Raw genomic sequence first — 20,771 nt, 5'->3', positions numbered from 1 at the left:
CGCTGCCGCCGGCAGCCGGCTATCTATGCTTTATTTCTTGTCTTCGTCCACGACTTCGTAGTCGGCATCGACAACGTTGTCCTTCTTCGCGGAAGACGGACCTGCGTCAGCGCCGCCGGCTTCGCCTTGTGCGGCTTGGGCTTCCTGAGCCGCTTGCTCGTAAACCTTGACGGACAGCTGTTGCACGATGCCGGACAGCTCGTCGGAAGCGGCCTTGATCTCGTCGAGGTTGTCGCTCTCGAGCGCCTTCTTGACCTTTTCCTTCGCCGCTTCGACGTTCGCCACCTCGGAGGCGTCGACCTTGTCGCCGAGATCCTTGACGGATTTGTCGGCTGCATAGACCAGTTGGTCGGCGCTGTTTTTCGCTTCGATCAGCTCGCGGCGCTTGCTGTCTTCTTCGGCATGCAGCTCGGCTTCCTTCTGCATGCGTTCGATCTCTTCCTTGGACAGACCGCCCGAGGACGTGATCGTGATCTTCTGACTCTTGCCCGTGCCCTTGTCGAGCGCGGAGACGTTAACGATGCCGTTGGCATCGATGTCGAACGTGACTTCGATCTGCGGCATGCCGCGAGGCGCCAGCGGGATGTCGGTCAGGTTGAAGCGGCCGAGCGTCTTGTTGTCCTTCGCCATGGCGCGCTCGCCTTGAAGCACGTGAATCTCGACCTGCGTCTGGTTGTCCGCGAAGGTGGAGAACACTTGGGACTTGCTCGTCGGAATCGTCGTATTGCGGTCGATCATCTTCGTCAGAACGCCGCCTGCGGTCTCGATGCCGAGCGACAGCGGGGTTACGTCGAGCAGTACGACATCTTTGACGTCGCCCGTCAGGACGCCGGCTTGAACCGCGGCGCCGAGCGCGACGACTTCGTCCGGGTTAACGCCTTTGTGCGGCTCTTTGCCGGTCAGGCGCTTGATCGCTTCCTGTACGGCCGGAATCCGCGTGGAGCCCCCGACCAGCACGATCTTGTCGATTTGCGCGGCGGACAGGCCGGCATCGGACATCGCTTGACGCGTCGGGCCCATCGTGCGCTCGACGAGCGAGGCCGTGATCTCGTCGAACTTGGCGCGTGTCAGGTTCATCTCCAAGTGCTGCGGCACGCCGTCCACGACCGTGATGAACGGCAGGGAGATCGTTGTTTGCAGTACGCCGGACAGTTCCTTCTTCGCCTTTTCGGCTGCATCCTTCAGACGCTGAACAGCCGATTTGTCCTTCAGGAGATCGATGCCCTGCTCCTTCTTGAACTCGGCGGACAGCCACTCCATGACGACTTGGTCGAAGTCGTCGCCGCCCAGGTGATTGTCGCCGCTCGTCGCTTTGACTTCGAAGAAGCCGGAGCCGAGCTCAAGGATACTGACGTCGAACGTACCGCCGCCAAGGTCGAATACGAGAATCGTTTGGTCTTCGGCTTTTTCGAGACCGTACGCAAGCGCTGCAGCCGTCGGCTCGTTGACGATACGCAGCACTTCGAGGCCCGCGATGGCGCCTGCGTCCTTCGTGGCTTGACGCTGGCTGTCATTAAAGTATGCCGGAACGGTGATAACGGCTTGCGATACCGTTTGGCCGAGATAAGCTTCGGCGTCCGCTTTCAGCTTTTGCAAAATGATCGCGGAAATCTCTTGCGGCGAATAGTCCTTGCCGTCGATCGACTCTTTGTGGTTCGTGCCCATGTGACGCTTGATCGAGATGACGGTGCGGTCGGGGTTCGTGATCGCCTGGCGCTTCGCCGTATCGCCGACGATGCGCTCCCCGTCCTTCTTGAAGCCGACGACGGACGGGGTGGTGCGGTTGCCTTCCGGATTCGGTATGACGACGGCTTCGCCGCCCTCCATGACCGCTACGCAAGAGTTGGTGGTACCCAGGTCAATGCCGATAACTTTGCTCATGATTCAAGTCCTCCAGTCTTAAAATACGTGAATTTGAAATTCGGTCGTGATTTTGAAGTTCGGTTAAGTAGGAATTACCCGCTAACCTTGACCATGGCGGGACGAATGACCTTATCGCTCAGCCAGTAGCCCGGTTGGACGACCTCGACGACGATGCCCTCTTCGTATTCCTCCGACTCCACCTGCATGATCGCCTGGTGAAGCTCGGGATCGAACGGCTGGCCTACCGGCTCCATTACCTTCAGCCCTTCGGCTTCGAGCACTTGCCAGAGCTGGCGGTTAATCATATCGATGCCCTTGACAAAAGAATCGCTCTCGGATCCTTCGGACGAGGTCTGCAGCGCGCGCCCGAAGTTGTCGAGCACGGGAAGCAAATTCGTCACGAGCTTGAGCGAAGCGTACTTCTGCAGATCGGCCGTCTCCTTGAGCGTGCGGCGCCGATAGTTATCGAAGTCGGCCTGCACGCGAAGCTGGCGCTGATACGCCTCCTCGGTCTGGCGCTTAAGCTCCTCGAACCGATCGTCCTCCGGCGCTGCCGACGCTTGCTCCGTCTGTGCCCCGGTCGCCTCTTCCGCCTCTGGCGCGGCTTGTTCCGACGCTTCCGCGTGCGGCTCCTGCTTCAAATCCTGGTCCATTGCTCCGGCTCCTTCCTCATCAAGATCATTTTGCGCGTTCATGCGTTATTTGTACAATCGGTTGTAAAGACGGGACAAATCCCCGGACAAATAATCCAGCAGGCCGATGACCTTGCCGTACTCCATGCGCGTCGGGCCCAAGATGCCGATCGTGCCGAGCAAATGGCCGTCCGCGGAGATCGTGGCCGTCACGAGACTGCATTGGTTGATTGCCTCTACGCCGTTCTCCGTCCCTATCCGTACCTGTATCCCTTCGGACAGCGACTGAAACAGCTGCATCAGGCGTGGCGTCTCCTCGAGCACGTCAAGGATCCCCTTGACCTTGTCGACGTCCTTGAACTCCGGCTGCGTCAGAATGTTGGTCGCGCCGCTCAGGTACACCTTGGGCTCGGTCTCTTCCTTCAGCGTATCCTCCAGCAGGGACAAAATATGCTCGCAATGGTCGATATAGCTGCTCAGCTCGTTGGCCACCTCGGTATACAGCACCGTTTTCACCTTATAAAAAGGAACGCCGGTCAGCTTGTCATTGAGCAAGGCCGCGATTCTGCGCATATCGTCCATGCTCACGCCCTCGGGCAGCGTGATGGTCCGATGCTCCACATGCCCCGTGTTGGCGACCACGATGGCGACAGCCGTCGTATCGTTCAGCGGGAGCAGCTGGAAATGCTTGAGGCTCGTATGAAACGAGTCCGGACCGAGCACGATCGACGTATAGTTGGTCAGCTGCGACACGATCGTCGCGGCGTGACTCACGGCGCCTTCCCAGTGATTCATCTTCTCCGCGACCAGGCTGCGAAGACGCTTGACGTCCTGTTCCTTCACGCCGCCGAGCCGGATCAGATGGTCCACGTAATAACGATATCCCTTAATGGAAGGAATGCGGCCGGCCGACGTATGCGGCTGCTCCAGCAACCCGAGCTCCTCGAGGTCGGCCATATCGTTGCGGATGGTGGCGGGGCTGAACGAGACGTCGCTGCGCTTGGAGATGCTGCGCGAGCCGACGGGCTCCGCCGAGCGAATATAGTCGTCTACAATGGCGCTAAGAATCATACGTTGACGCTCGCTGAGCATGAATCGTTCCCCCTCCTCGCCGTCGTTAGCACTCAACGATCATGAGTGCTAATCACTATTACAAAAATACCAAACCGCGCTTGCCGTGTCAAGACGACCGGAGCGGTTTGGCATAGATTCGGGCGGATGCCCACTTGATGCGCAGGCTATTCCAATATCCGTACGACCGCGATTTCGTCGCAGTTGTTGCGCTTGCTGCAGTGCACGCAGTCGGTCCACACTTTTTCGGGAAAAATCTCCTTGTCGACGACGCTGAAGCCGTTTTTCAAAAAGAATTTCACTTCATAAGTAAGCGCCATGACCTTCGGTATATTCAAGCGGCGCGCTTCGTCGATCAGCGCGTCGACGATGCGGGAGCCGATGCCCATGCCTTTGTATCCTTCGCTCATCCCGAGCGAGCGGATCTCGACCAGATCGGAGCCAAGACGGAACAACGAACCGCAGCCGATCAACTTGCCGGCATCCTCGACGACGACGAAGGAGTCGATATGGCGCAACAGGGCCTCTCTCGATCGCGGCAGCATAATTCCCTTTTCCGCATATCCCTGGATCAATTCAAACAGCGCTTCGACGTCTTCCGGCCTTGCCTTGCGGCTCACGATCGTTGTGTTCATGGTCTCCCTACTTTCCGTCCGCGCCGACGGCGCCTCCTGATAAGATGATGTGAATAAATATACATGAATACGAATGAATTCTCAATAGCGTTTTTTAAATGCCGCGATGTGTCCCATCGGATTTGCAAATAACGATTGACAATGTATTTATTACCCCATCATAATAACGATCACTAAGTAGTATTTTTAAATACGACTAATGAGAAAGGCGGTTTATCCATGATTGAAAGGTTAAAACGGCTCGGACTCTCCGAGCTGGAGGCGCGCTGCTACCTGGCGCTCCACGAAGAACCGTCTCTCTCCGGCTACGAGGTCGCCAAGCGCGTCTCCATATCGCGGACCAACGTCTATGCAGCGCTGCGGTCTCTCGTGGACAAAGGCGTATGCAGAGCCGCGGAAGGCGATCCGGTTTTGTACGGCGCCGTACCCATCGGACAGGTCATCCGCATGCTGCGCTCCGAGTTCGACGAGATCGCGGACGTGCTGGTCAAAGAACTGAAGCCGAAGCCTGCGGCGGCTTCGTTCTACAATTGGTCGGGGGAAACCAACATCCGCCTGTCCCTCAGGCGCATGATCGCCAGCGCGGAGCGCTCGATCGTCGTCGACATCTGGAGCGAGGACTTCGCGGAGTTCGAGCCGCTGCTGCTGGATGCCGAGGCGAGAGGCGTCGTCGTCGTCGCAATCACGCTGGGCCAGGTCCGGTCGAAGCTTAAGCACGTGCGCACGCACAAGCGAATGGAAATGTGGCTGCCCCAGGACGCGCGCGACTATTACGTGCTGTGCGACTGGAAAGAAGGCTTTATCGGCAGCTTCGGCGCCGCCGGCAAGTCGGCCGCGCTGGAGACGAACCACCCCGCCGTCGCGCATGTGCTCAAGCAGGCCTTCCAGCACGACGTCATGATGATGGACATCGAGCGGGACTTTGGCGTCGAGCTCGAACGCGCCTACGGCGGCGATTACGAGAACCTGCTCGAGCGCTATCGCGAACAATACGGACTTGAATGAAGATTTAAGGGAGAGAAGCTCGCACATGAAAAACGCAGTCGCCCGCGCGCTGCCCGTCAGCGCCACCGTGTTCCCGATCCTGTACATGATCAGCACGGTTCACTTGCTCAACGATTCGATGCAATCGACCGTCACCGCGCTGTTTCCCGTGCTGCGGGAGTCGCAGCACCTGAGTTACGGCCAGATCGGCCTCATCGCCTTTATGATGAACATTACCGCTTCGTTCCTGCAGCCGCTCGTCGGCTGGTTCGCCGACAAGAAACCGCGTCCCTTCATCCTGCCGTTCGGCGTCTGCTTTACGCTGCTCGGCGTCGTCATGCTCGCGCTCGCGCCGAACTTCGCGACCATCCTGTTGTCCGTTACTGCGATCGGGATCGGTTCAGCCGCATTTCACCCCGAATCTTCGCGCGTCGCCTATCTCGCTGCGGGCAATAACCGGGGGCTGGCGCAGTCGATCTTCCAGGTAGGCGGCAACATCGGCAGCGCGCTCGGTCCCGTCATGACCGCCACCATCTTCATTCCGCTCGGACAGAAAGGCGTCCTTTTATTCATTATCGCAGCCGTAGCAGGCATCGTGCTGCAGACGCTGGTCGCTCGCTGGTACGCTGCGGTGGGCGCGGCGCCCAAGCCGAAGAAGGCGGCGCAGTCCCTTCCATCCGCCAGCAAGCTCACTGCCGGCAAAGTGCGGATGTCGGTCGGCATCCTGGTCCTGCTCGTTTTTTCCAAGCATGTGTACCTGTCCAGCTTCACGAGCTTCTACTCGCTGTACTTAATCGACGACTTCGGCGTTGGCAAGCAGGCTGCGCAGTGGTACCTGTTCGCGTTTCTCGTCGCATCTGCGGCCGGCACCTTCATCGGCGGTCCGCTCGCCGACCGGTTCGGCAGACGCAACATCATCTGGCTCTCGATTCTGGGCACCGCGCCCTTCTCGATTGCGCTTCCTTATGCGGACCCGTTCTGGTCCGCGGTATTATGCGTCTGCGCCGGGTTCGTGCTCTCCTCCGCCTTCTCGATCATTGTCGTCTATGCGCAGGAGCTGCTGCCCGGCAAAATCGGCCTCGTATCCGGCCTCTTCTTCGGCCTCGCATTCGGCCTGGGCGGACTCGGCTCCGCGCTGCTCGGCGAGATCGCCGACCACACCAGCATATCGACGGTTATGCATATTTGCGCCTACCTGCCGCTGCTCGGCATATTCACGCTGCTGCTGCCCAAGGATGCGGAGCTGCGGGGACGTTAAGAATGGCTTATTTAGAAAAACCGCCAGGGCGAGATCACCCTGGCGGTCCTTTTAAGTTTAGCGGATATCTGAAACTTGCGTGGCCCGGAACGCCCGTTGATCGCTCATCCAACAGCCTCTCCGATGGGCTCGGGTATCTGCGCCCGCGTCGTTTTTTCGTCGCAATGCCTGCAAATATACATCTGTTTATGCCGAAGTCGACCCTTTTGAATAGAAAAGATGCAAAAGCGCAGTTTTTTTCCTTCATCTGCCTCATTTTCGGCTTGCGCTCTGCAATTACCTGCACATTTGCAGGCATTTCATCACGTGTCGCGCGTCGGCAGAACATACATGTACAAATGCAGGTTTTTAAAAAGCTAAACGTTAAAAGCTCCGGTACGAGGATAGCGCGCTGCTTCTTTTTGTATCTTACCTCGGTGCCGTCAACCGCTCCAACTCCGCCAAATACGCAAACGCATCCTCATCCCGCGCGCCGCACATCTCGGCCGAGGCTTGAAGCTGTCCGCAGACGGCAGGCCGTTCGGGAAGGCCGAATATCGAGCAACGGTTGTCTTTGGTGAGCTGCACGCAGCGCACGCCCGCCGGCTTGCCATCCGGCATCCCGGGAATCGGCGACGAAATGGAAACGACAATACAGCACGCGCCGCAGCCGGGTCTGCATTCCACATCGATCGCCCCCATCCGTAATGATAAATTCACATACAACCGCATCGCATTGCAGTTATACGGTTTTTCCGGCTAACTCAGCGCTCTCATACCGACTCGCAATGGCCTGCTGCTCCTCACGCCAGAAACGCCCCGAACACCTCGTTGCCCAGGGGCACGCCCGCCTCGCTTAACCGGTATCCGTCGTCCTCCGGCGTGCGTTCGAGCAGCCCTTGCGCAAGCAGCTTGTCCAGCACCGGTCCGAACACGTCAACCAGGCTCGCTCCTCCGAACTGAAGCGCGAAGTCGGCGTCTCGCACGCCCGTCCGCAGCCGCAGTCCGACCATCATGAAGTCTTCCATCGCTTCTTTGACGGGCACAGCATTGCGTTCGAGTCTGGGCAGCCCTGCCAGCGCCGCATCAATATAAGGCTGCACGCCTTTGATATTGAGATGCCGCTCGCCATGCGCATAACCGTGAGCGCCGGCCCCGAGCCCATAATAAGGCTCGTTGTGCCAATAAGCGGAGTTGTGCCGGCTCTCGAAGCCGGGACGGGCGAAGTTGCTGATCTCGTAATGCCCGTATCCGGCTTCGGTCAGCCGGCGGCGCAAATGCGCGAACATCTCGACCTCGACATCCTCTTCCGGCAGCGGCAGCTCGCCCCGCTCGTACAGGCGGTGAAACAGCGTGTTCTCTTCCACCTTCAGGCTGTACAGCGAGTAATGCGGCAGGTCGAGCTCGAGCGCCCGCTCCACGCTGTCGGCCAACTGCTGCAGCGTCTGGCGCGGCAGTCCGAACATGAGGTCGATCGACAGATTCGTGAAGCCTGCGGCCTTGGCGTTGGCAATGCTGTTCACGACATCGTCCGCCTCGTGAATGCGGCCGATCGCGGCGAGCAGCTTATTGTCGAACGTCTGCGCGCCGAAGCTGATTCGGTTGACGCCCCCGGCGCGCATCGCCCCGAGCTTGTCCGGGTCTGTCGTGCCAGGGTTCGCCTCCATCGTGAACTCTGCGCCGGCAGCGATCGGGAAGTGACGATTCACCGATTCGAGGAACCGCGTCATCTGCATGGGATTGAGCACGGTTGGCGTGCCTCCGCCGACGAACACCTTGCCGATCGCCTCCGGCGGAAGCGCCTTGACCGTGTTTTCCATTTCCCGCTCCAACGCATCCAAATAGGCGTCGATCGGCTGGCCGGCGGCCACATAAGAATTAAAGTCGCAGTAATAGCATTTATTCGTGCAAAACGGGATGTGTATATAGAGCGCCCGGGGCGTCCACGCGTGAAGCGGCGGCACCGTAGCGGTTGCGTTCATAGGTTAAGCTCCTCTCGGATGCGGCGCGGCATGCTTAAAGGAAGCAAAAGCTCCCCGGGACTTTGTCCTACGGAGAGCTTGCCGCAATCGTTAGTCTGTAAGGTTCTAGTCGTCCAGCTTCAGTACCGCCATGAACGCTTCTTGCGGCACCTCGACGTTGCCGACCTGCTTCATGCGCTTCTTGCCTTCCTTTTGCTTCTCGAGCAGCTTGCGCTTCCGGGAGATGTCGCCGCCGTAGCACTTGGCGAGGACGTTTTTGCGCATCGCCTTGATCGTCTCCCGGGAGACGATCTTCTGGCCGACGGCCGCCTGGATCGGCACCTCGAACATTTGACGCGGAATGAGGTCCTTCAGCTTCTCGCAAATGACGCGTCCGCGCTGGTATGCACGGTCCCTATGCACGATAAAGGAGAGCGCATCCACCTGCTCGCTGTTGAGCAGAATGTCCATCTTGACAAGGTTCGACTGGCGGTAGCCGGTCAGCTCGTAGTCGAAGCTGGCATATCCCTTGGTGCTGGACTTGAGCTGGTCGAAAAAGTCGTAGACGATCTCGGCGAGCGGAATATCGTACTTGAGCGTGACGCGGTTGGCATCGAGGTACTGCATGTCGATGAATTCGCCGCGCTTGCCCTGGCACAGCTCCATGATCGCGCCGACGTAGTCCTTGGGCACGATGATCGACGCCTTGACGTAAGGCTCCTCGACGAAATCGAGCTTGCCCGCTTCCGGATATTCCGAAGGGTTCGAGATATCGAGCTGCGCGCCGCTGGTCAGCGTGACCTTGTAAACAACGCTCGGCGCCGTCGTGATGAGCGGAATGTTGAACTCGCGCTCGATCCGCTCCTGGATGATCTCCATATGCAGCATCCCGAGGAAGCCGCAGCGGAAGCCGAAGCCGAGCGCCTGCGACGTCTCGGGCTCGAAGCGCAGCGAAGCGTCGTTCAGCTCGAGCTTCTCGAGCGCGTCGCGCAGGTCGTTGTAGTCCGAGGACTCGATCGGATACAGGCCGCAGAACACCATCGGATTGATGCCGCGGTAGCCCGGTAGCGCCTCGGCTGTCGGACGCTTCGCATTGGTGATCGTGTCGCCGACGCGCGTGTCCTTGACGTTCTTGATCGATGCCGTCACGAAGCCGACGTCGCCCGGCCCGAGCTCGTCCACGATCGTCGAGCGCGGCATGAAGGTGCCGACTTCGACGACGTCAAACGTCGCGCCGGTCGCCATAAACTTGATCGGCGTGCCGGCGCGGAGCTTGCCGTCAATGACGCGGATATAACAGATAACGCCTTTGTAAGCATCGTAGTAAGAGTCGAAAATCAGCGCTTTAAGCGGCGCTTCGGGGTCGCCCTGCGGCGCCGGCACCTTATGCACGACCTGCTCGAGAATCTCCTTGATGCCGATGCCGTTCTTCGCGGACGCGAGGACCGCTTCGCTCGCGTCGAGGCCGATGACGTCCTCGACCTCCTGCTTGACCCGCTCCGGCTCTGCGCTCGGCAAGTCGATCTTGTTGATGACCGGGAGAATCTCCAGGTTGTTGTCCAGCGCAAGATAGACGTTCGCAAGCGTCTGGGCTTCGATCCCCTGCGCCGCGTCGACGATCAGCAGCGCGCCCTCGCAGGCCGCAAGGCTCCGCGACACCTCGTACGTGAAGTCGACGTGTCCGGGGGTGTCGATCAGATGCAGCGTATAAACCTCGCCGTCGTCGGCCTTGTACTTGAGACGGACGGCCTGCAGCTTGATCGTGATGCCGCGCTCCCGCTCCAGGTCCATCGAATCGAGCACCTGGTCCTGCATTTCGCGCGCTGTCAGCGTGCCCGTATATTCCAAAATGCGGTCGGCCAGCGTCGACTTGCCGTGGTCGATATGCGCGATAATGCAAAAATTGCGAATATGGCTTTGCTTGTGTTGGATGTCTGCCATCTTCTTTGTCCTTACCTCCACCGATACATGCCGTTGTCCGGCTATCCCATCTATTATATCAGCAGGGTCAAGACGCTTCAATCGGCAGTCCCCGACTTTCCTGGCGCCGTTTCATCGTATGCCGACTTGGCAAGACGGTAAGCCTCGCTGCCCTCGACGGAATCGGGGGCTTTTTCCAGCTTCCTCAGACTCTCTTTATGCGACTTCAATTCCGATGTGTAATCCGCGCGGCCCTTCTCAAGCTCTTGCTCCCGGCGCAAAAGGCTTTGAATGCGAGGGTCGGCTGGATCCAGCCCTTTGAGCGCTTCGAGCTTGCCGTTAATCGTTGCGATTAAAAAAGCGAGATGCGCCAACTTTTTGAGCGTTTCGTCGATTTTACTTTTGAACGTGTCTGCAGCTTGCGTGTACGCGCCTGTCTTGAGCTTGGCGCCGGACATCCTCTGCACCGCCTTGAAGGCCGCGTCCTTAATAGGGTCCGAGAGCCCGGCGGCGCTCAAAACGCGTCGCGCGTTCGTCTCCCAAGCCGCCACCGCCGCGCCGAGCTTGGCCGGATCGGCCCCCGCCGCCGTCGGCGGCTCGACCGAGCCAAGTGCCGTCAGCGCGCCGGAAAGCGCCTTGATATCGCGGTAGCCCATTGTTTCAAGCACGTTCCCGGCTTCTGCAGATTCCAGGTAAGCGGCCGTCTCGCCAGGATGCGCAAGCGCGATCTGCTTGGCCGCCTCGGCCAGGTCCGTCAGATGCCTGCGGATCGCCTCCCGGTCGAATCCGGACGGGCTCGCCGACATGCCGTACGATTCCAGCTGCCGGCCCGCCCCGCCGAAGAATGCATCGAAACGGGCGGTCAGCCGGTCCGCTGCGTCGCCCGTCACTTCGCCGTATACTTCAGCCAGGAGCTTCAGCGCCTGCGACGAGTCCGCCGCTCCGCCGCTTAACAGCTCCTGCCGAAGCTGGCCGTAGGTTTCTGCGCACGAAGACAAATAAGAGGCCGGATTCGCTTCGCCCTCCATCGCCTTGCGAAATCGACCGAGATAGTCGGACTTGATGCTGCCCGCATCGGATATGGACACTGCGAGAGGCAACGCCGCGGCGTCCATCAATCGCCGGATTTGAAAGGCGGAATGACTGGCCGTCAGCGGCGACAGCGCGGGCGGGAGGCTCGCGCCATGGATTTTCATCATCGAATTCCTCCGGAAAAAAGTAGTTGCTCACCTTTTATCGGCAGGGGAATTTTGGAAATGAAGGGACGCAAACGGGACGAAGCAGGAAATTCCTCTGCTTCGTCCCGTTTGACGAGTTCGGCTTGGTTGACGATTTCGGCTTGGATTGAAGCTTTGTGCTTCAACTTAATAAGGCTTATGGGACAGACCCGCTTTTAGGAAAGGGTTTACAGGGCAATATCAATCGATCAGGACATTCCTAAGCTCGCCCAGCTTCTCGATTCGAATCGCCACCCGATCGCCGGCCTTCAAGTAGACCTGACGATCCTCCGGATACCCCATGACTACGCCCTCTGGCGTTCCCGTCAAGATGACGTCGCCAGGCTGCAGGGTCATATGCCGGCTGATGTAGCTGACGATCGTTTTGCAATCGAAGATCATGTCGCTCGTGTTGGAGTTTTGCCGCTGCTCCCCGTTTACGAAGCCCTGGATCTCCAGCCGGTTGGGGTCGCCGACCTCGTCCGCGGTGACGAGCCAAGGCCCCAGCGGACAAAAGCCGTCGAGGCTTTTACCGAGCAGCCATTGAGAGGTGCGCAGCTGCAAGTCCCGAGCCGACAAATCATTTGCCGCGCAATACCCGAATACGTAATCCAGCGCATCGCTCTCGCTCACGTTAAAAGCGGTTTTGCCGATAACGATTGCCAGCTCCGCTTCGTAGTCCAACTTGGCCGTGACGGCAGGGACGCGGACGGGCGCTTCATGAGCGGTCAGCGCGTTGGCAAATTTGTTGAAAAGAATCGGAAAGGCGGGGATCGGCGAATTTGTTTCTTCGGCGTGCTTCTTGTAGTTTAAGCCGACGCAGATAATCTTCCCCGGATTCGCGACGCATGGCGCCAATCTTGCCTCGCCGAGGTTGAGCGCGCTAGCCTGGAGCAGCGGCTCGTCTCGCAGCGCTTCCTCGATACGATTTGCGAGCGACGCGAGTCCTTCGCCGCCCATGCCGATCAGATCGTCGGTCGATCGCGCGGTCCGCGCCGCCTCCGAGCCCGCCATCATCCGCTCGACGTCCAGCAAGCGATCCTTATCGACTACGCCCAGCTTCAGCTTTCCGTTATCGTCCCAATAGTTAACCAGCTTCAAAGTCTATTCCTTCTTTCTTCAAATTAAGGCTGCAGCAAAATCTTCGCGATCGAGCCCGGCCCGCCGATCAGCGTCTCGAAGCATTCGCCGCCCTGCTCGAGCGGCCGGTGCATTGTCCAGGGCAGCAGATCCACTTTGCCTTCCGCGATCCAACGCAGCGCCTGCTCGAAGTCCTGCGAATCGTAGGCGAAGGCGCCCAGCAGCTTGAGCTCCTCGCGGATGATCGTGTTGACGGGCAGCGTGCTGTCAGCCTCGTGCAGTCCGGTCAGGCCGATCCGCGCGCCTCTGCGCACCGAAGCAATGCAGCGCAGCCGCGTCGCCTGCAGGCCGACGGCGTCGACCGCCGCCTCAAAGCCCTCGGCCGGCTTCAACCGTTCGATCTCGGCGTCGCCGTTCGCGGGAATGCCGCCCAGCTCGGCGGCGATCCGCAGCCGGTCGGCGTTCAGATCGGCGACGACGACTTCGCGCACGCCGAGCAGCCTCGCCGCCGCGACCGCGAACAAGCCGATCGGTCCGGCGCCCATCACCAGTAGCCGGTCTTCCGGCCGCAGCGCGATCAGCCGGCACAGATGGACCGCGCAAGCGAGCGGCTCGGCCATCGCTGCCAGGTCAAAGGATAAATCGTCCGGTATGGCATATACGTTAGATTCGGTCACGACGGCATATTCGGCGAATGCGCCGGGCAAGTGCGCGCCGAGCAACTTTCGCTCCGGACACAGCTGCGCTTCGCCGCTCAGGCAATCCCGGCATTTGCCGCAAGTCTGAAGCGGATTGACGGCTACCCGGTCCCCGGGCTTGAAGCGCGACGCGCCCTCCCCCGTCTCCGCGACCGTGCCCGCGAATTCATGCCCCATTACAAGCGGAGGCTTGCGAAGCGAGTTATGTCCCAGGTAGCCGCTCAGCTCGGAGCCGCAGATGCCGACTCTCTCAATCTTGACCAGTACTTCTCCCGCCGCCGGCTCCGGCACCGGAAGCGTCCTCATGTTCATCAGCCGCGGTCCTTCGTAGACCAGCGCCCGCATCGTCTGCGTCATGCGCGTATTCCTCCTATCGGACTCTGTAGCGGTTGAGCACCTGCTCGTCGATCTCGATGCCGAGTCCCGGCCGATCCGTCGGCACGGTCACGTAGCCGTCCTTGAACTCGATCTCACGGCTCACCAGATCGCGGGCGAGCGGCGAGTTCGATACGGTGTATTCGATCATGAAGCCGTTCGGGATAGCAGCCGCGAAGTGCGTGCTCGCCGCGACGAGAATGCCCGTCTTGAAGGCATGGGGAACGACTTTCTTGTGGCGGTCGTATGCCAAATAAGCGATGCGCTTGCCTTCGGTCAAGCCGCCGACGCGGGCAAGATCCGGCTGAATGATATCGAGATGACCTTCGTCCAGCAGCCGCTGGAAAGCCATACGTCCGCTCTCCTGCTCCCCGCCCGCGATCGAGATGCGGCTGCGGTCCGCCAGCGCGCGATAGCCCGCGATATCGTTCGAATGAACGGGCTCCTCCAGCCAGTAGACGCCGTACCGCTCGTACACCTCCGCCATGCGCAGCGCGCCCTTCAGATCCCAGGCGAGGCCGGCGTCGATCATGACGTCGACATCGTCCCCGACCGCCTCGCGGATCGCCTTGATCTGCGCTTCGTCGAACTTGGCGTCCCGTCCGATCGGCCCCCAGCCGAACTTCATCGCCTTGTAGCCCAGCTTGGCATAGCTCTCGGCCATCGCCGCCGCTTCTTCGATCGTCTCCGGCATAAGGGCGCTCGCGTAGGCTTTCAGCTTGCGGTTAAACACGCCGCCCATCATTTCGCAGACCGGACGGTTCATCGTCTTGCCCAGGATGTCCCACAGCGCGATATCGACGCCGCTGATGGCATGCAGGGCGGGGCCGGTCCGGCCGAAATAGATCGTGCCGCGGTACATTTTGTCCCACAGCCGCTCGATCTCGATCGGATTTTCTCCGATCAGCAGGCTCCGCAAGCCCGTCGCGATCGAATGCGAGGCCGGCGCCTCCACGACGGCCTTGGCGACCAGCGGCGACGAGTCGACCTCGCCGACGCCGACGATGCCTTCGTCCGTATGAATGCGGATGACGAGCGTATCCTGCGTGCCGTCGCACTGTGCGGCGTCCAGGTCGGGTATGCTCAAATAAATCGCTTCGACTTCGGTAATTTTCATAAGGCCCAGCTCCTCGTCTGTCGTTAGCTTCCCAGCAGGTCTTCCCGCAGGGGGGTGAACACTTCCAGCACCAGCGAATCTTCCAATGCCTCGACCGAATGGGAGACGCCGCCCGGCACGCGAACCTGCTCTCCCGCCGAAGCGACGATCTCGGCGCCGTCCAGCAGCATCCGGATCTTTCCGGACACGACGTAACCGAGCTGCTCGTGCGGATGCGCGTGCTCCGGGCCCGTTCCGCCCTTTTTAAATTCGATCGCCATGCTCATCAGCCGCTCTCCCGGGGGAAATACTTTGCGGCGGATGAGCGGATTAATCTGCTGCCATTCATCGATCGGCATCGTGACCCTACCTCTCTAAAACGTAATCGACAATCCGCCGTCCACGGGCACGATCGCGCCCTGTACGTACGAAGCCGCTTCCGAAGCAAGGAAGGCGATAACCTCCGCCACTTCTTCGGATTGGCCGGGGCGGGCCAGCGGAATCTTGCGTTCTCCCACGTAATACCGCTTGAACCACTCGGTCTCCAATTCGTTTTCGCCGCCGACGACGGACAGGCCCGTATCGATAAAGCCCGGCGCCACGCCGTTCACGCGGATGCCGTGCGGCGACAGCTCGGCCGCCGTGCCTCGCGTCAGCTGATCGAGCGCGCCCTTGGCCGAATTGTAATGGCTGGACCGGATCAAGGCGCGGACGCCGTTGATCGAGGAGACGTTGACGATGGCGCCGCCGCCCTGCTCCTTCATCGCGAGCGCGGCTTCGCGCGTGCACCAGTAGGCGCCGTTCACGATCGTATCGAACACGGCGCGCCAGCGGGCCGTCGTCTCTTGCAGGAAGTCGCTCTCGTAAAACATCGCCGCGTTGTTGATCAAGATGTCGATGCGTCCGGCGTGCGCCTTCGCGCCGCCGATCAGCCGCCGAACGGCGTCTTCTTGACTGATGTCGGTCTGTATGAACAAAGGCTTCCCGCCGATGGCCGCGAGCTCCGCCAGGGCCGCAGCCCCCCTGCGTTCATCCCGTCCCGCGATGACGACGTCCGCGCCTTCGGCGGCCAGCAGCTTGGCCGTCGCGAGTCCGATGCCGGTCGCGCCTCCGGTGACGATCGCCGTCTTTCCTGCGAATCGACTCATTTTTAGCTCTCCTCTCGTCAGTTCCGCGTATGTGCCAAGATCAAGGCAGCAGCGTGCCCACGATGTTGCGCGGATACGCCTTGGCCCGGATGAATCCTTCGGCGTAGCGAACCCCGCACTGAATGCCCCGAAAGCGCGAGGTCACCTCGACCATCTCCATCGCATTGGAACCGTACTGATCCTGCAGCCAATCGCCGACCTGGCTCTCGTGCGCGGCCAGCATTCTTTTTTTCGTATCGATAAAGTCCGTAATATCCACGTATTCGTCGGGCTGGAAGCCGATGCCCGCCATGCTGTCGACAAAATAAACGATCGGAATCTTCTTCAGCACGGGACTTGCGGTCACGATATTCGGCACCGTCGTCATGATGGCAACATCGTTGGCGATCTGGCCGGTCAGCGTATGGTCCGGATTGTACAGGTCGTCCGGCCAGTGCGTCAGCACGACCTCTGCCCCGCTCGCGCGCATCGCCTCGATGAAATCCAGACGCGTCTTTTCGGTATCGAACAGGAATTCGTCCGGGTACCCCATCCAGATCAGGTCTGCGCCGATGAGATCCGCAGCGGCCTTCGCTTCCTGACGGCGAATCTCGGCGATCTCCGGCTTGGACAACGTCGGCGAACCGACTTCGCCGTTGGTCGAGATCGCGATCGTGATTTTGTCCCCGCGCGCCGCGTACTTCGCCAGCGTGCCGCCGCATAAAATCTCGGCGTCGTCCGGATGCGCGCAAATGGCCAATACGTTCATCTTTATTCCTCCTCGTTTAATGCTGACTCGTTTAACGCAACTTCGGCTTCTTAGCCCATCATAAAGGCGATTTTGGTAGATTGTCAACAATCGATCATCTTCAATTGATCGTTGAATTTAATCTGATGCTGCACTATACTGGGGGCATCGCTTATCGAACGTTCGAATTAAACAGGCAGGGAGTCTTAGAAATGAAGCCCTATCAATTCAAAACCCAGGAAAACCTGTCGCTGCGCCAGCGCGTATTCGCGGACATTCGCGACGCGATCGTACGCGGACATCTGAAGCCGGGCGACAAGCTGCGGGAGCTCGACATCTCCAAGCAGATGAACGTCAGCCGCGGTCCGCTCCGCGAGGCGCTGCGGGATCTGGAAGCGCTCGGCCTCGTCGTGAGCGCTCCTTATCGGGAGACGGCGGTCGCCGACGTGCGCAAGGAAGAGGTCGTCGGGCTGTTGATCCCGGTCCGCCTGCAGCTGGAGTTGTTCGTGCTGAAGCAAAGCCGGGACAAATGGGACGAAGCTTTTTTCGCGGCTTTGGAGGAGATCGTGGAAGAAATGAAGCGCGCGGCGGACGAAGGCGACCTGTTCGCGCTGGTAGAGAGCGACATTCGGTTTCACGAACAGGTGCTGTCGCTCGACGATTCGACCCACACGCAGCAGATTTGGCTCGGCATCGTGAACCGGCTTCGCCTGCATTTCATCAAAAACACCGGCGCGTTCGGCGACCTCCGGCGCGTGCCCGCGGAACATACCGCGCTGCTGTCGGCGCTGCGGGACGAGAGCGACGAACGGATCGAGGAACTGTGGACCCGGCATATCCGGGACGAAGATTGCCTGCTTTGCTTTGACGAGTCGGACGAACGGGGAGAGCAAACGAATGTCTGAAAAGCTTGAAGCGCAACTGAGGTTGGCCGGCGAACCCTATGTCAAACTGACCGCCGAAGACGGCGGAACGCTGCTCGTGCTCGTGCGGGGCGGGCGCGTGCACGATATGACCGTCCCGGACGGGCAATCGGGCGCGTCCTTCTGGACGAACCCGGCAGCGCTGGATGCCGGCGGCTGGAATACGGGCGGGGACCGCACCTGGGTCAGTCCCGAGATCGAATACTTCACGGACAGCGCCGGCAGCTATGCGATACCGCCGCAGCTGGATCCGGGGCATTGGACGCTGATCTCGACTTCCGAAAGCGAAGCGCTTGTGCGGATGGCCTGCGAGCTGCCCCACCGCTCCTCCGACGCTTCGATCCGGTTGAATCTGGAAAAACGGTTCGCGGCGCTGCCGAATCCGCTCCGCATGAATGCTTCCTTGGCTGGGCGCGACTGGGCCGGCCTCCGCTACGTCGGGTATGAGGTCCGTACGACGCTTGAGTTGGAGCCCGTCGCGCTGGACGTCGGCGCTGCCGGCATTCCGTCAGGCTTCTGCAGCTTGTGGAGCATCATGCAGGTGCCTGCCGGCGGCGTCGCGCTGGTGCCGACGCGCGGACGCGTACTGCCGCTGACGATGTTCGCCCAGCGGGAACCGGCGGACATCGAAGCGACGTCCCGCGGCGTCCGCATTCCCTGCGGCGGCAGCTACAGCTACAAGCTGTCGTTCGACGCCGTCGCCTCTACCGGCCGCTACGGCTATATCCGGGGGCTCGACGCGTCCGACAGCAGCCTCGTGGTGCGGCAGTTCAGCGTCAATCCTGCCGGCGTCTATCCCGACTATCCGCCGGGCAAGCCCGATTACCTCGGCTCCTGCATGCAGATTTACAACGACGGCGGCCATCTGGGCGGCTTCGCCGAACTGGAATACCAGTCGCCCGCCCTGGCGATCGGCAAGCCCGGGCGGGCGACGGATGATTCGCAAGTATTTCATTTCACGGGACCGACGGCGAAAATCAGGGAAATCGCCGCGCTCCTGCTCGGCATGGACGATTTTTCGCCGGACGGGCTTTAGTCAGAAATACAGCTTGACCCGCATCTCCGCAGCGACTCCGGACAGCAAAATGTATTCCGTCCCTGCGAGCCGCTCCCCGCCTTCGATCCGCTCCGGCTGCGCGCCGAGCGGGTGCGGAAGGCGGATCCGGACGCGGGCGGGCCTCCGCTTTTCCGCCAGCTTTATCGTGGCCGCGATCATGCCGCGCTCAAGCTCGGCCTTCACGCTCAGATCCAGCTTGCCGAAATAGCTCGCGGCCCCTTCGATCTCGATGCGGCTTCCCTCGTAGAACCACTGCGAGGGCGCCCCGGCCAGCAAGCTCAGGGTATCCCCTTCTTCCAGATAGAGCATCCAACGCGTCTGCATCAGAAACCAGGCTTCTTCGTGCGTCTTGTGCGCGCTGCAGTGCCAATAATGCTCCCAGAACGTATACGTCTCTCTGTCCGCCAGACCCGCGAAGCCGTTGTGTACGCCTTCAAGAAGGCCTTGACTTCGCCTCTCTTCAAATGAAGCCATGGATGAATGCTGTAATAGGGTTGACTGAGCGCCACGTGGCGGGAATGGGTCAGCTCGCTGTGAAACTGAAGCAGAAACTCGGTTGCCTGCTCATTCGGCGCCAATACTTCCTGGAACGCGAGATACAGCGGTCCGAGCAGCGCGTCCCGCGTAAATACCGAACCGTGCGTGACGCAGCCGTGCCCGTCCGCATAAAGCGCCATCGGTCCGCGATTTTCCACCCAGGGCGGCGCGGTCGGCACCCAGGTCCCATCCCCGATCGGCACGGCGGGAGACAGGGCCATCGCGCGTTTGAAGGCGGCGCGGATATCCGACTTGCAGGCACTCGCTTCCGCTTCGACATCGCCGGCCAGCGCATGGCCCGCCGACCGCAGCAGCTCTGCGAGCCGCCGCATCCCCATATAGGCGTAGCCGTTCAACATAAAAGAATGGAACGGATCCTCCGGATCGGCCACCTTGCCGTCCAGCATGCCATAGCCGCCTCCGACATGCGATTCGTCGCTGTTGCGCCGTCGCCAATCGACCAGGTACCGATACGCCAGTAGCGCCTCGGGCAGCGTCTCCGTCAGCCAACGCTCGTCCCGCGTATAGCGGAAATGCTCGCCGACCGTCCATAGAACGGCGCCTGTCTCGAGCATGTAGCCGTTGAAGTTTTGGATGAAGCCGTCCTCCTGCTGCTTGTCGAAAAAAAAGCGGATCGCCCTGCGCGCTTCCGCATGCAAACCTAGGGAATCCATGAACTGTATGATCGGCGCGCTCTCGGAGCCGATCGCCGTATAATGGCCGATCGTCGGCACGAGCGTGCCCGCCGGCTCCCGTCCGTACGTCGCCAGATCCAAATGCAGCAGACCGGCTTGGACCATCTCTTCGATCCGGCGCTCGGGGAGCCGAATGCGCGCCGCGCCGTCCAGCTTCGCCCGCCAGTAGGCGGCGCATTCGCGGTGCAGATCGTCGAACGATGCGTGCGCTAGCCGGCCCGCCCGTGCCGCGGCGAGCGGCGCGTGCGGGATGCGCAGCTCGAATACGGCTTCCTCGCCGGGCTTGAGCAGCGTCGCCCACTTGTCCAGCTTGACCGGGTCCGCGCCCGGTCCGGCGGCATCGTCGTTCGTCCACCACAACCAAGGGTACATATCCTGCCGGTCGCCGACGCTGAGCTGCTGGAGCAGGACGTTGGCGCCGATGGACTGGTAGAAATCCAAATATTTGTACACCGCCTGCATTTCTGAGGACTCGTAGTTGGCGGTCCCGTCCGTCGGATTAAACCAGTGAAAGAGCGTCCAGAGCCGGATAAAAGAAGTCTCCATCTTCTTGGTGCGGGCCTTGAACAGCTGGAAATCGCCTTTGGTCATGCCGCTGCCGGTGCCGTATTGAGACATCATATCGACATTGACTTCGCCGCCGATGCCCTGCAAGGGAACGGTTGTCGCCGGCGTCGCGTTCTGGAGCGACATCGTCGCGCTTTCGGCTGCATCCGCTTTCAAATGGACGGGTCACAATGCCAGCAGAAGCGCTGCCGCCAACAGTTCGTACAGACGACTTTTTTTTCATGATTCTCCTCCTCGTTTTTCTGCTCCCCCGCTCGGATTCGCCAGGGCTGGCTTCATTATAGAAGGACGCAGGTGCGCCAAAAAGACGCATAATCTGATATTTTGGATATCAAACGTGCGATCTTG

The 20,771-nt window shown here is 60.4% G+C and carries 21 protein-coding genes; 5 read left to right on the top strand and 16 right to left on the bottom strand.

Going from position 1 to position 20,771, the window contains the following annotated elements; all coding sequences use genetic code 11:
• Nucleotides 1-30: 30 nt before the first annotated feature.
• From dnaK to ACFSR7_RS31570, 4 genes are all read right to left on the bottom strand, one after another.
• Nucleotides 31-1,881: a molecular chaperone DnaK gene (gene dnaK, locus ACFSR7_RS31585; protein ID WP_378168528.1), complete on the bottom strand. Its 1,851-nt coding sequence runs from the start codon at nucleotides 1,879-1,881 to the stop codon at nucleotides 31-33.
• A 74-nt stretch (nucleotides 1,882-1,955) separates the two neighbouring features.
• Nucleotides 1,956-2,516 carry a nucleotide exchange factor GrpE gene (gene grpE / locus ACFSR7_RS31580; protein ID WP_378168526.1) on the bottom strand — a complete coding sequence of 187 codons (561 nt, stop codon included), beginning with the start codon at nucleotides 2,514-2,516 and terminating at the stop codon, nucleotides 1,956-1,958.
• 45 nt (nucleotides 2,517-2,561) lie between these two features.
• Nucleotides 2,562-3,587, bottom strand: coding sequence for a heat-inducible transcriptional repressor HrcA (hrcA, locus tag ACFSR7_RS31575; protein ID WP_378168524.1), 1,026 nt, complete (start codon nucleotides 3,585-3,587; stop codon nucleotides 2,562-2,564).
• Nucleotides 3,588-3,733: 146 nt separating this feature from the next.
• On the bottom strand, nucleotides 3,734-4,201 hold the full coding sequence (locus ACFSR7_RS31570) for an N-acetyltransferase (protein WP_378168523.1): 468 nt from the start codon (nucleotides 4,199-4,201) through the stop codon (nucleotides 3,734-3,736).
• 219 nt (nucleotides 4,202-4,420) lie between these two features.
• Here ACFSR7_RS31570 and ACFSR7_RS31565 point away from each other — a divergent pair, with 219 nt between their 5' ends.
• The gene (locus ACFSR7_RS31565; RefSeq protein WP_378168521.1) at nucleotides 4,421-5,206 is read left to right on the top strand and encodes a TrmB family transcriptional regulator; all 786 of its coding nucleotides are present in this window, start codon (nucleotides 4,421-4,423) and stop codon (nucleotides 5,204-5,206) included.
• A 25-nt stretch (nucleotides 5,207-5,231) separates the two neighbouring features.
• Complete coding sequence (locus tag ACFSR7_RS31560; protein WP_378168519.1) at nucleotides 5,232-6,443, top strand: MFS transporter; 1,212 nt, start codon at nucleotides 5,232-5,234, stop codon at nucleotides 6,441-6,443.
• 408 nt (nucleotides 6,444-6,851) lie between these two features.
• On the opposite strand, the gene ACFSR7_RS31555 is transcribed toward ACFSR7_RS31560, so the two are convergent.
• The 4 genes from ACFSR7_RS31555 to ACFSR7_RS31540 all read right to left on the bottom strand — a co-directional run bounded on the left by ACFSR7_RS31555 (nucleotide 6,852) and on the right by ACFSR7_RS31540 (nucleotide 11,502).
• On the bottom strand, nucleotides 6,852-7,109 hold the full coding sequence (locus ACFSR7_RS31555) for a YkgJ family cysteine cluster protein (protein WP_277567014.1): 258 nt from the start codon (nucleotides 7,107-7,109) through the stop codon (nucleotides 6,852-6,854).
• 116 nt (nucleotides 7,110-7,225) lie between these two features.
• The gene (gene hemW / locus ACFSR7_RS31550; protein WP_378168517.1) at nucleotides 7,226-8,404 is read right to left on the bottom strand and encodes a radical SAM family heme chaperone HemW; all 1,179 of its coding nucleotides are present in this window, start codon (nucleotides 8,402-8,404) and stop codon (nucleotides 7,226-7,228) included.
• A 105-nt stretch (nucleotides 8,405-8,509) separates the two neighbouring features.
• A complete protein-coding gene (gene lepA, locus ACFSR7_RS31545; protein WP_378168515.1) occupies nucleotides 8,510-10,324 on the bottom strand; it encodes a translation elongation factor 4 in 1,815 nt (604 codons plus the stop codon).
• A 77-nt stretch (nucleotides 10,325-10,401) separates the two neighbouring features.
• On the bottom strand, nucleotides 10,402-11,502 hold the full coding sequence (locus tag ACFSR7_RS31540; protein ID WP_378168513.1) for a hypothetical protein: 1,101 nt from the start codon (nucleotides 11,500-11,502) through the stop codon (nucleotides 10,402-10,404).
• Between ACFSR7_RS31540 and ACFSR7_RS31535 the strand changes: the two genes are divergently transcribed.
• Complete coding sequence (locus tag ACFSR7_RS31535; protein WP_378168511.1) at nucleotides 11,488-11,700, top strand: hypothetical protein; 213 nt, start codon at nucleotides 11,488-11,490, stop codon at nucleotides 11,698-11,700. The genes ACFSR7_RS31540 and ACFSR7_RS31535 overlap by 15 nt on opposite strands.
• Nucleotides 11,701-11,721: 21 nt before the next feature.
• On the opposite strand, the gene ACFSR7_RS31530 is transcribed toward ACFSR7_RS31535, so the two are convergent.
• From ACFSR7_RS31530 to ACFSR7_RS31505, 6 genes are read right to left on the bottom strand one after another with little or no spacing between them, the layout of a single operon-like run.
• Complete coding sequence (locus ACFSR7_RS31530) at nucleotides 11,722-12,621, bottom strand: fumarylacetoacetate hydrolase family protein (protein WP_378168509.1); 900 nt, start codon at nucleotides 12,619-12,621, stop codon at nucleotides 11,722-11,724.
• A gap of 23 nt (nucleotides 12,622-12,644) precedes the next feature.
• The gene (locus ACFSR7_RS31525; RefSeq protein WP_378168507.1) at nucleotides 12,645-13,655 is read right to left on the bottom strand and encodes a zinc-dependent alcohol dehydrogenase; all 1,011 of its coding nucleotides are present in this window, start codon (nucleotides 13,653-13,655) and stop codon (nucleotides 12,645-12,647) included.
• A 13-nt stretch (nucleotides 13,656-13,668) separates the two neighbouring features.
• A complete protein-coding gene (locus ACFSR7_RS31520) occupies nucleotides 13,669-14,790 on the bottom strand; it encodes a mandelate racemase/muconate lactonizing enzyme family protein (protein WP_378168505.1) in 1,122 nt (373 codons plus the stop codon).
• A 23-nt stretch (nucleotides 14,791-14,813) separates the two neighbouring features.
• Nucleotides 14,814-15,128, bottom strand: a complete 315-nt coding sequence (locus ACFSR7_RS31515; RefSeq protein ID WP_378168503.1) for a cupin domain-containing protein — start codon at nucleotides 15,126-15,128, stop codon at nucleotides 14,814-14,816.
• 15 nt (nucleotides 15,129-15,143) lie between these two features.
• On the bottom strand, nucleotides 15,144-15,917 hold the full coding sequence (locus ACFSR7_RS31510) for an SDR family NAD(P)-dependent oxidoreductase (protein ID WP_378168502.1): 774 nt from the start codon (nucleotides 15,915-15,917) through the stop codon (nucleotides 15,144-15,146).
• A gap of 40 nt (nucleotides 15,918-15,957) precedes the next feature.
• The gene (locus ACFSR7_RS31505) at nucleotides 15,958-16,665 is read right to left on the bottom strand and encodes a PIG-L deacetylase family protein (protein ID WP_378168500.1); all 708 of its coding nucleotides are present in this window, start codon (nucleotides 16,663-16,665) and stop codon (nucleotides 15,958-15,960) included.
• A gap of 191 nt (nucleotides 16,666-16,856) precedes the next feature.
• Between ACFSR7_RS31505 and ACFSR7_RS31500 the strand changes: the two genes are divergently transcribed.
• Both ACFSR7_RS31500 and ACFSR7_RS31495 read left to right on the top strand, forming a co-directional pair.
• On the top strand, nucleotides 16,857-17,549 hold the full coding sequence (locus ACFSR7_RS31500) for a GntR family transcriptional regulator (protein WP_378168498.1): 693 nt from the start codon (nucleotides 16,857-16,859) through the stop codon (nucleotides 17,547-17,549).
• A complete protein-coding gene (locus tag ACFSR7_RS31495; protein ID WP_378168496.1) occupies nucleotides 17,542-18,603 on the top strand; it encodes a DUF6786 family protein in 1,062 nt (353 codons plus the stop codon). The genes ACFSR7_RS31500 and ACFSR7_RS31495 overlap by 8 nt, the downstream gene beginning before the upstream one ends.
• Here the strand turns inward: ACFSR7_RS31495 and ACFSR7_RS31490 are convergent, their stop codons facing one another.
• A complete protein-coding gene (locus ACFSR7_RS31490) occupies nucleotides 18,604-18,948 on the bottom strand; it encodes a hypothetical protein (protein ID WP_378168494.1) in 345 nt (114 codons plus the stop codon).
• Nucleotides 18,948-20,549, bottom strand: coding sequence for a glucosidase family protein (locus ACFSR7_RS31485; RefSeq protein WP_378168493.1), 1,602 nt, complete (start codon nucleotides 20,547-20,549; stop codon nucleotides 18,948-18,950). The genes ACFSR7_RS31490 and ACFSR7_RS31485 overlap by 1 nt, the downstream gene beginning before the upstream one ends.
• Nucleotides 20,550-20,771 lie beyond the last annotated feature (222 nt).

Origin of the sequence: Cohnella sp. GCM10020058 (assembly GCF_042683485.1) — a bacterium.
GTDB lineage: Bacteria > Bacillota > Bacilli > Paenibacillales > Paenibacillaceae > Cohnella.
Note: the sequence above shows the minus strand (reverse complement) of the source record. Positions and strands in the feature narration are given on the sequence as shown.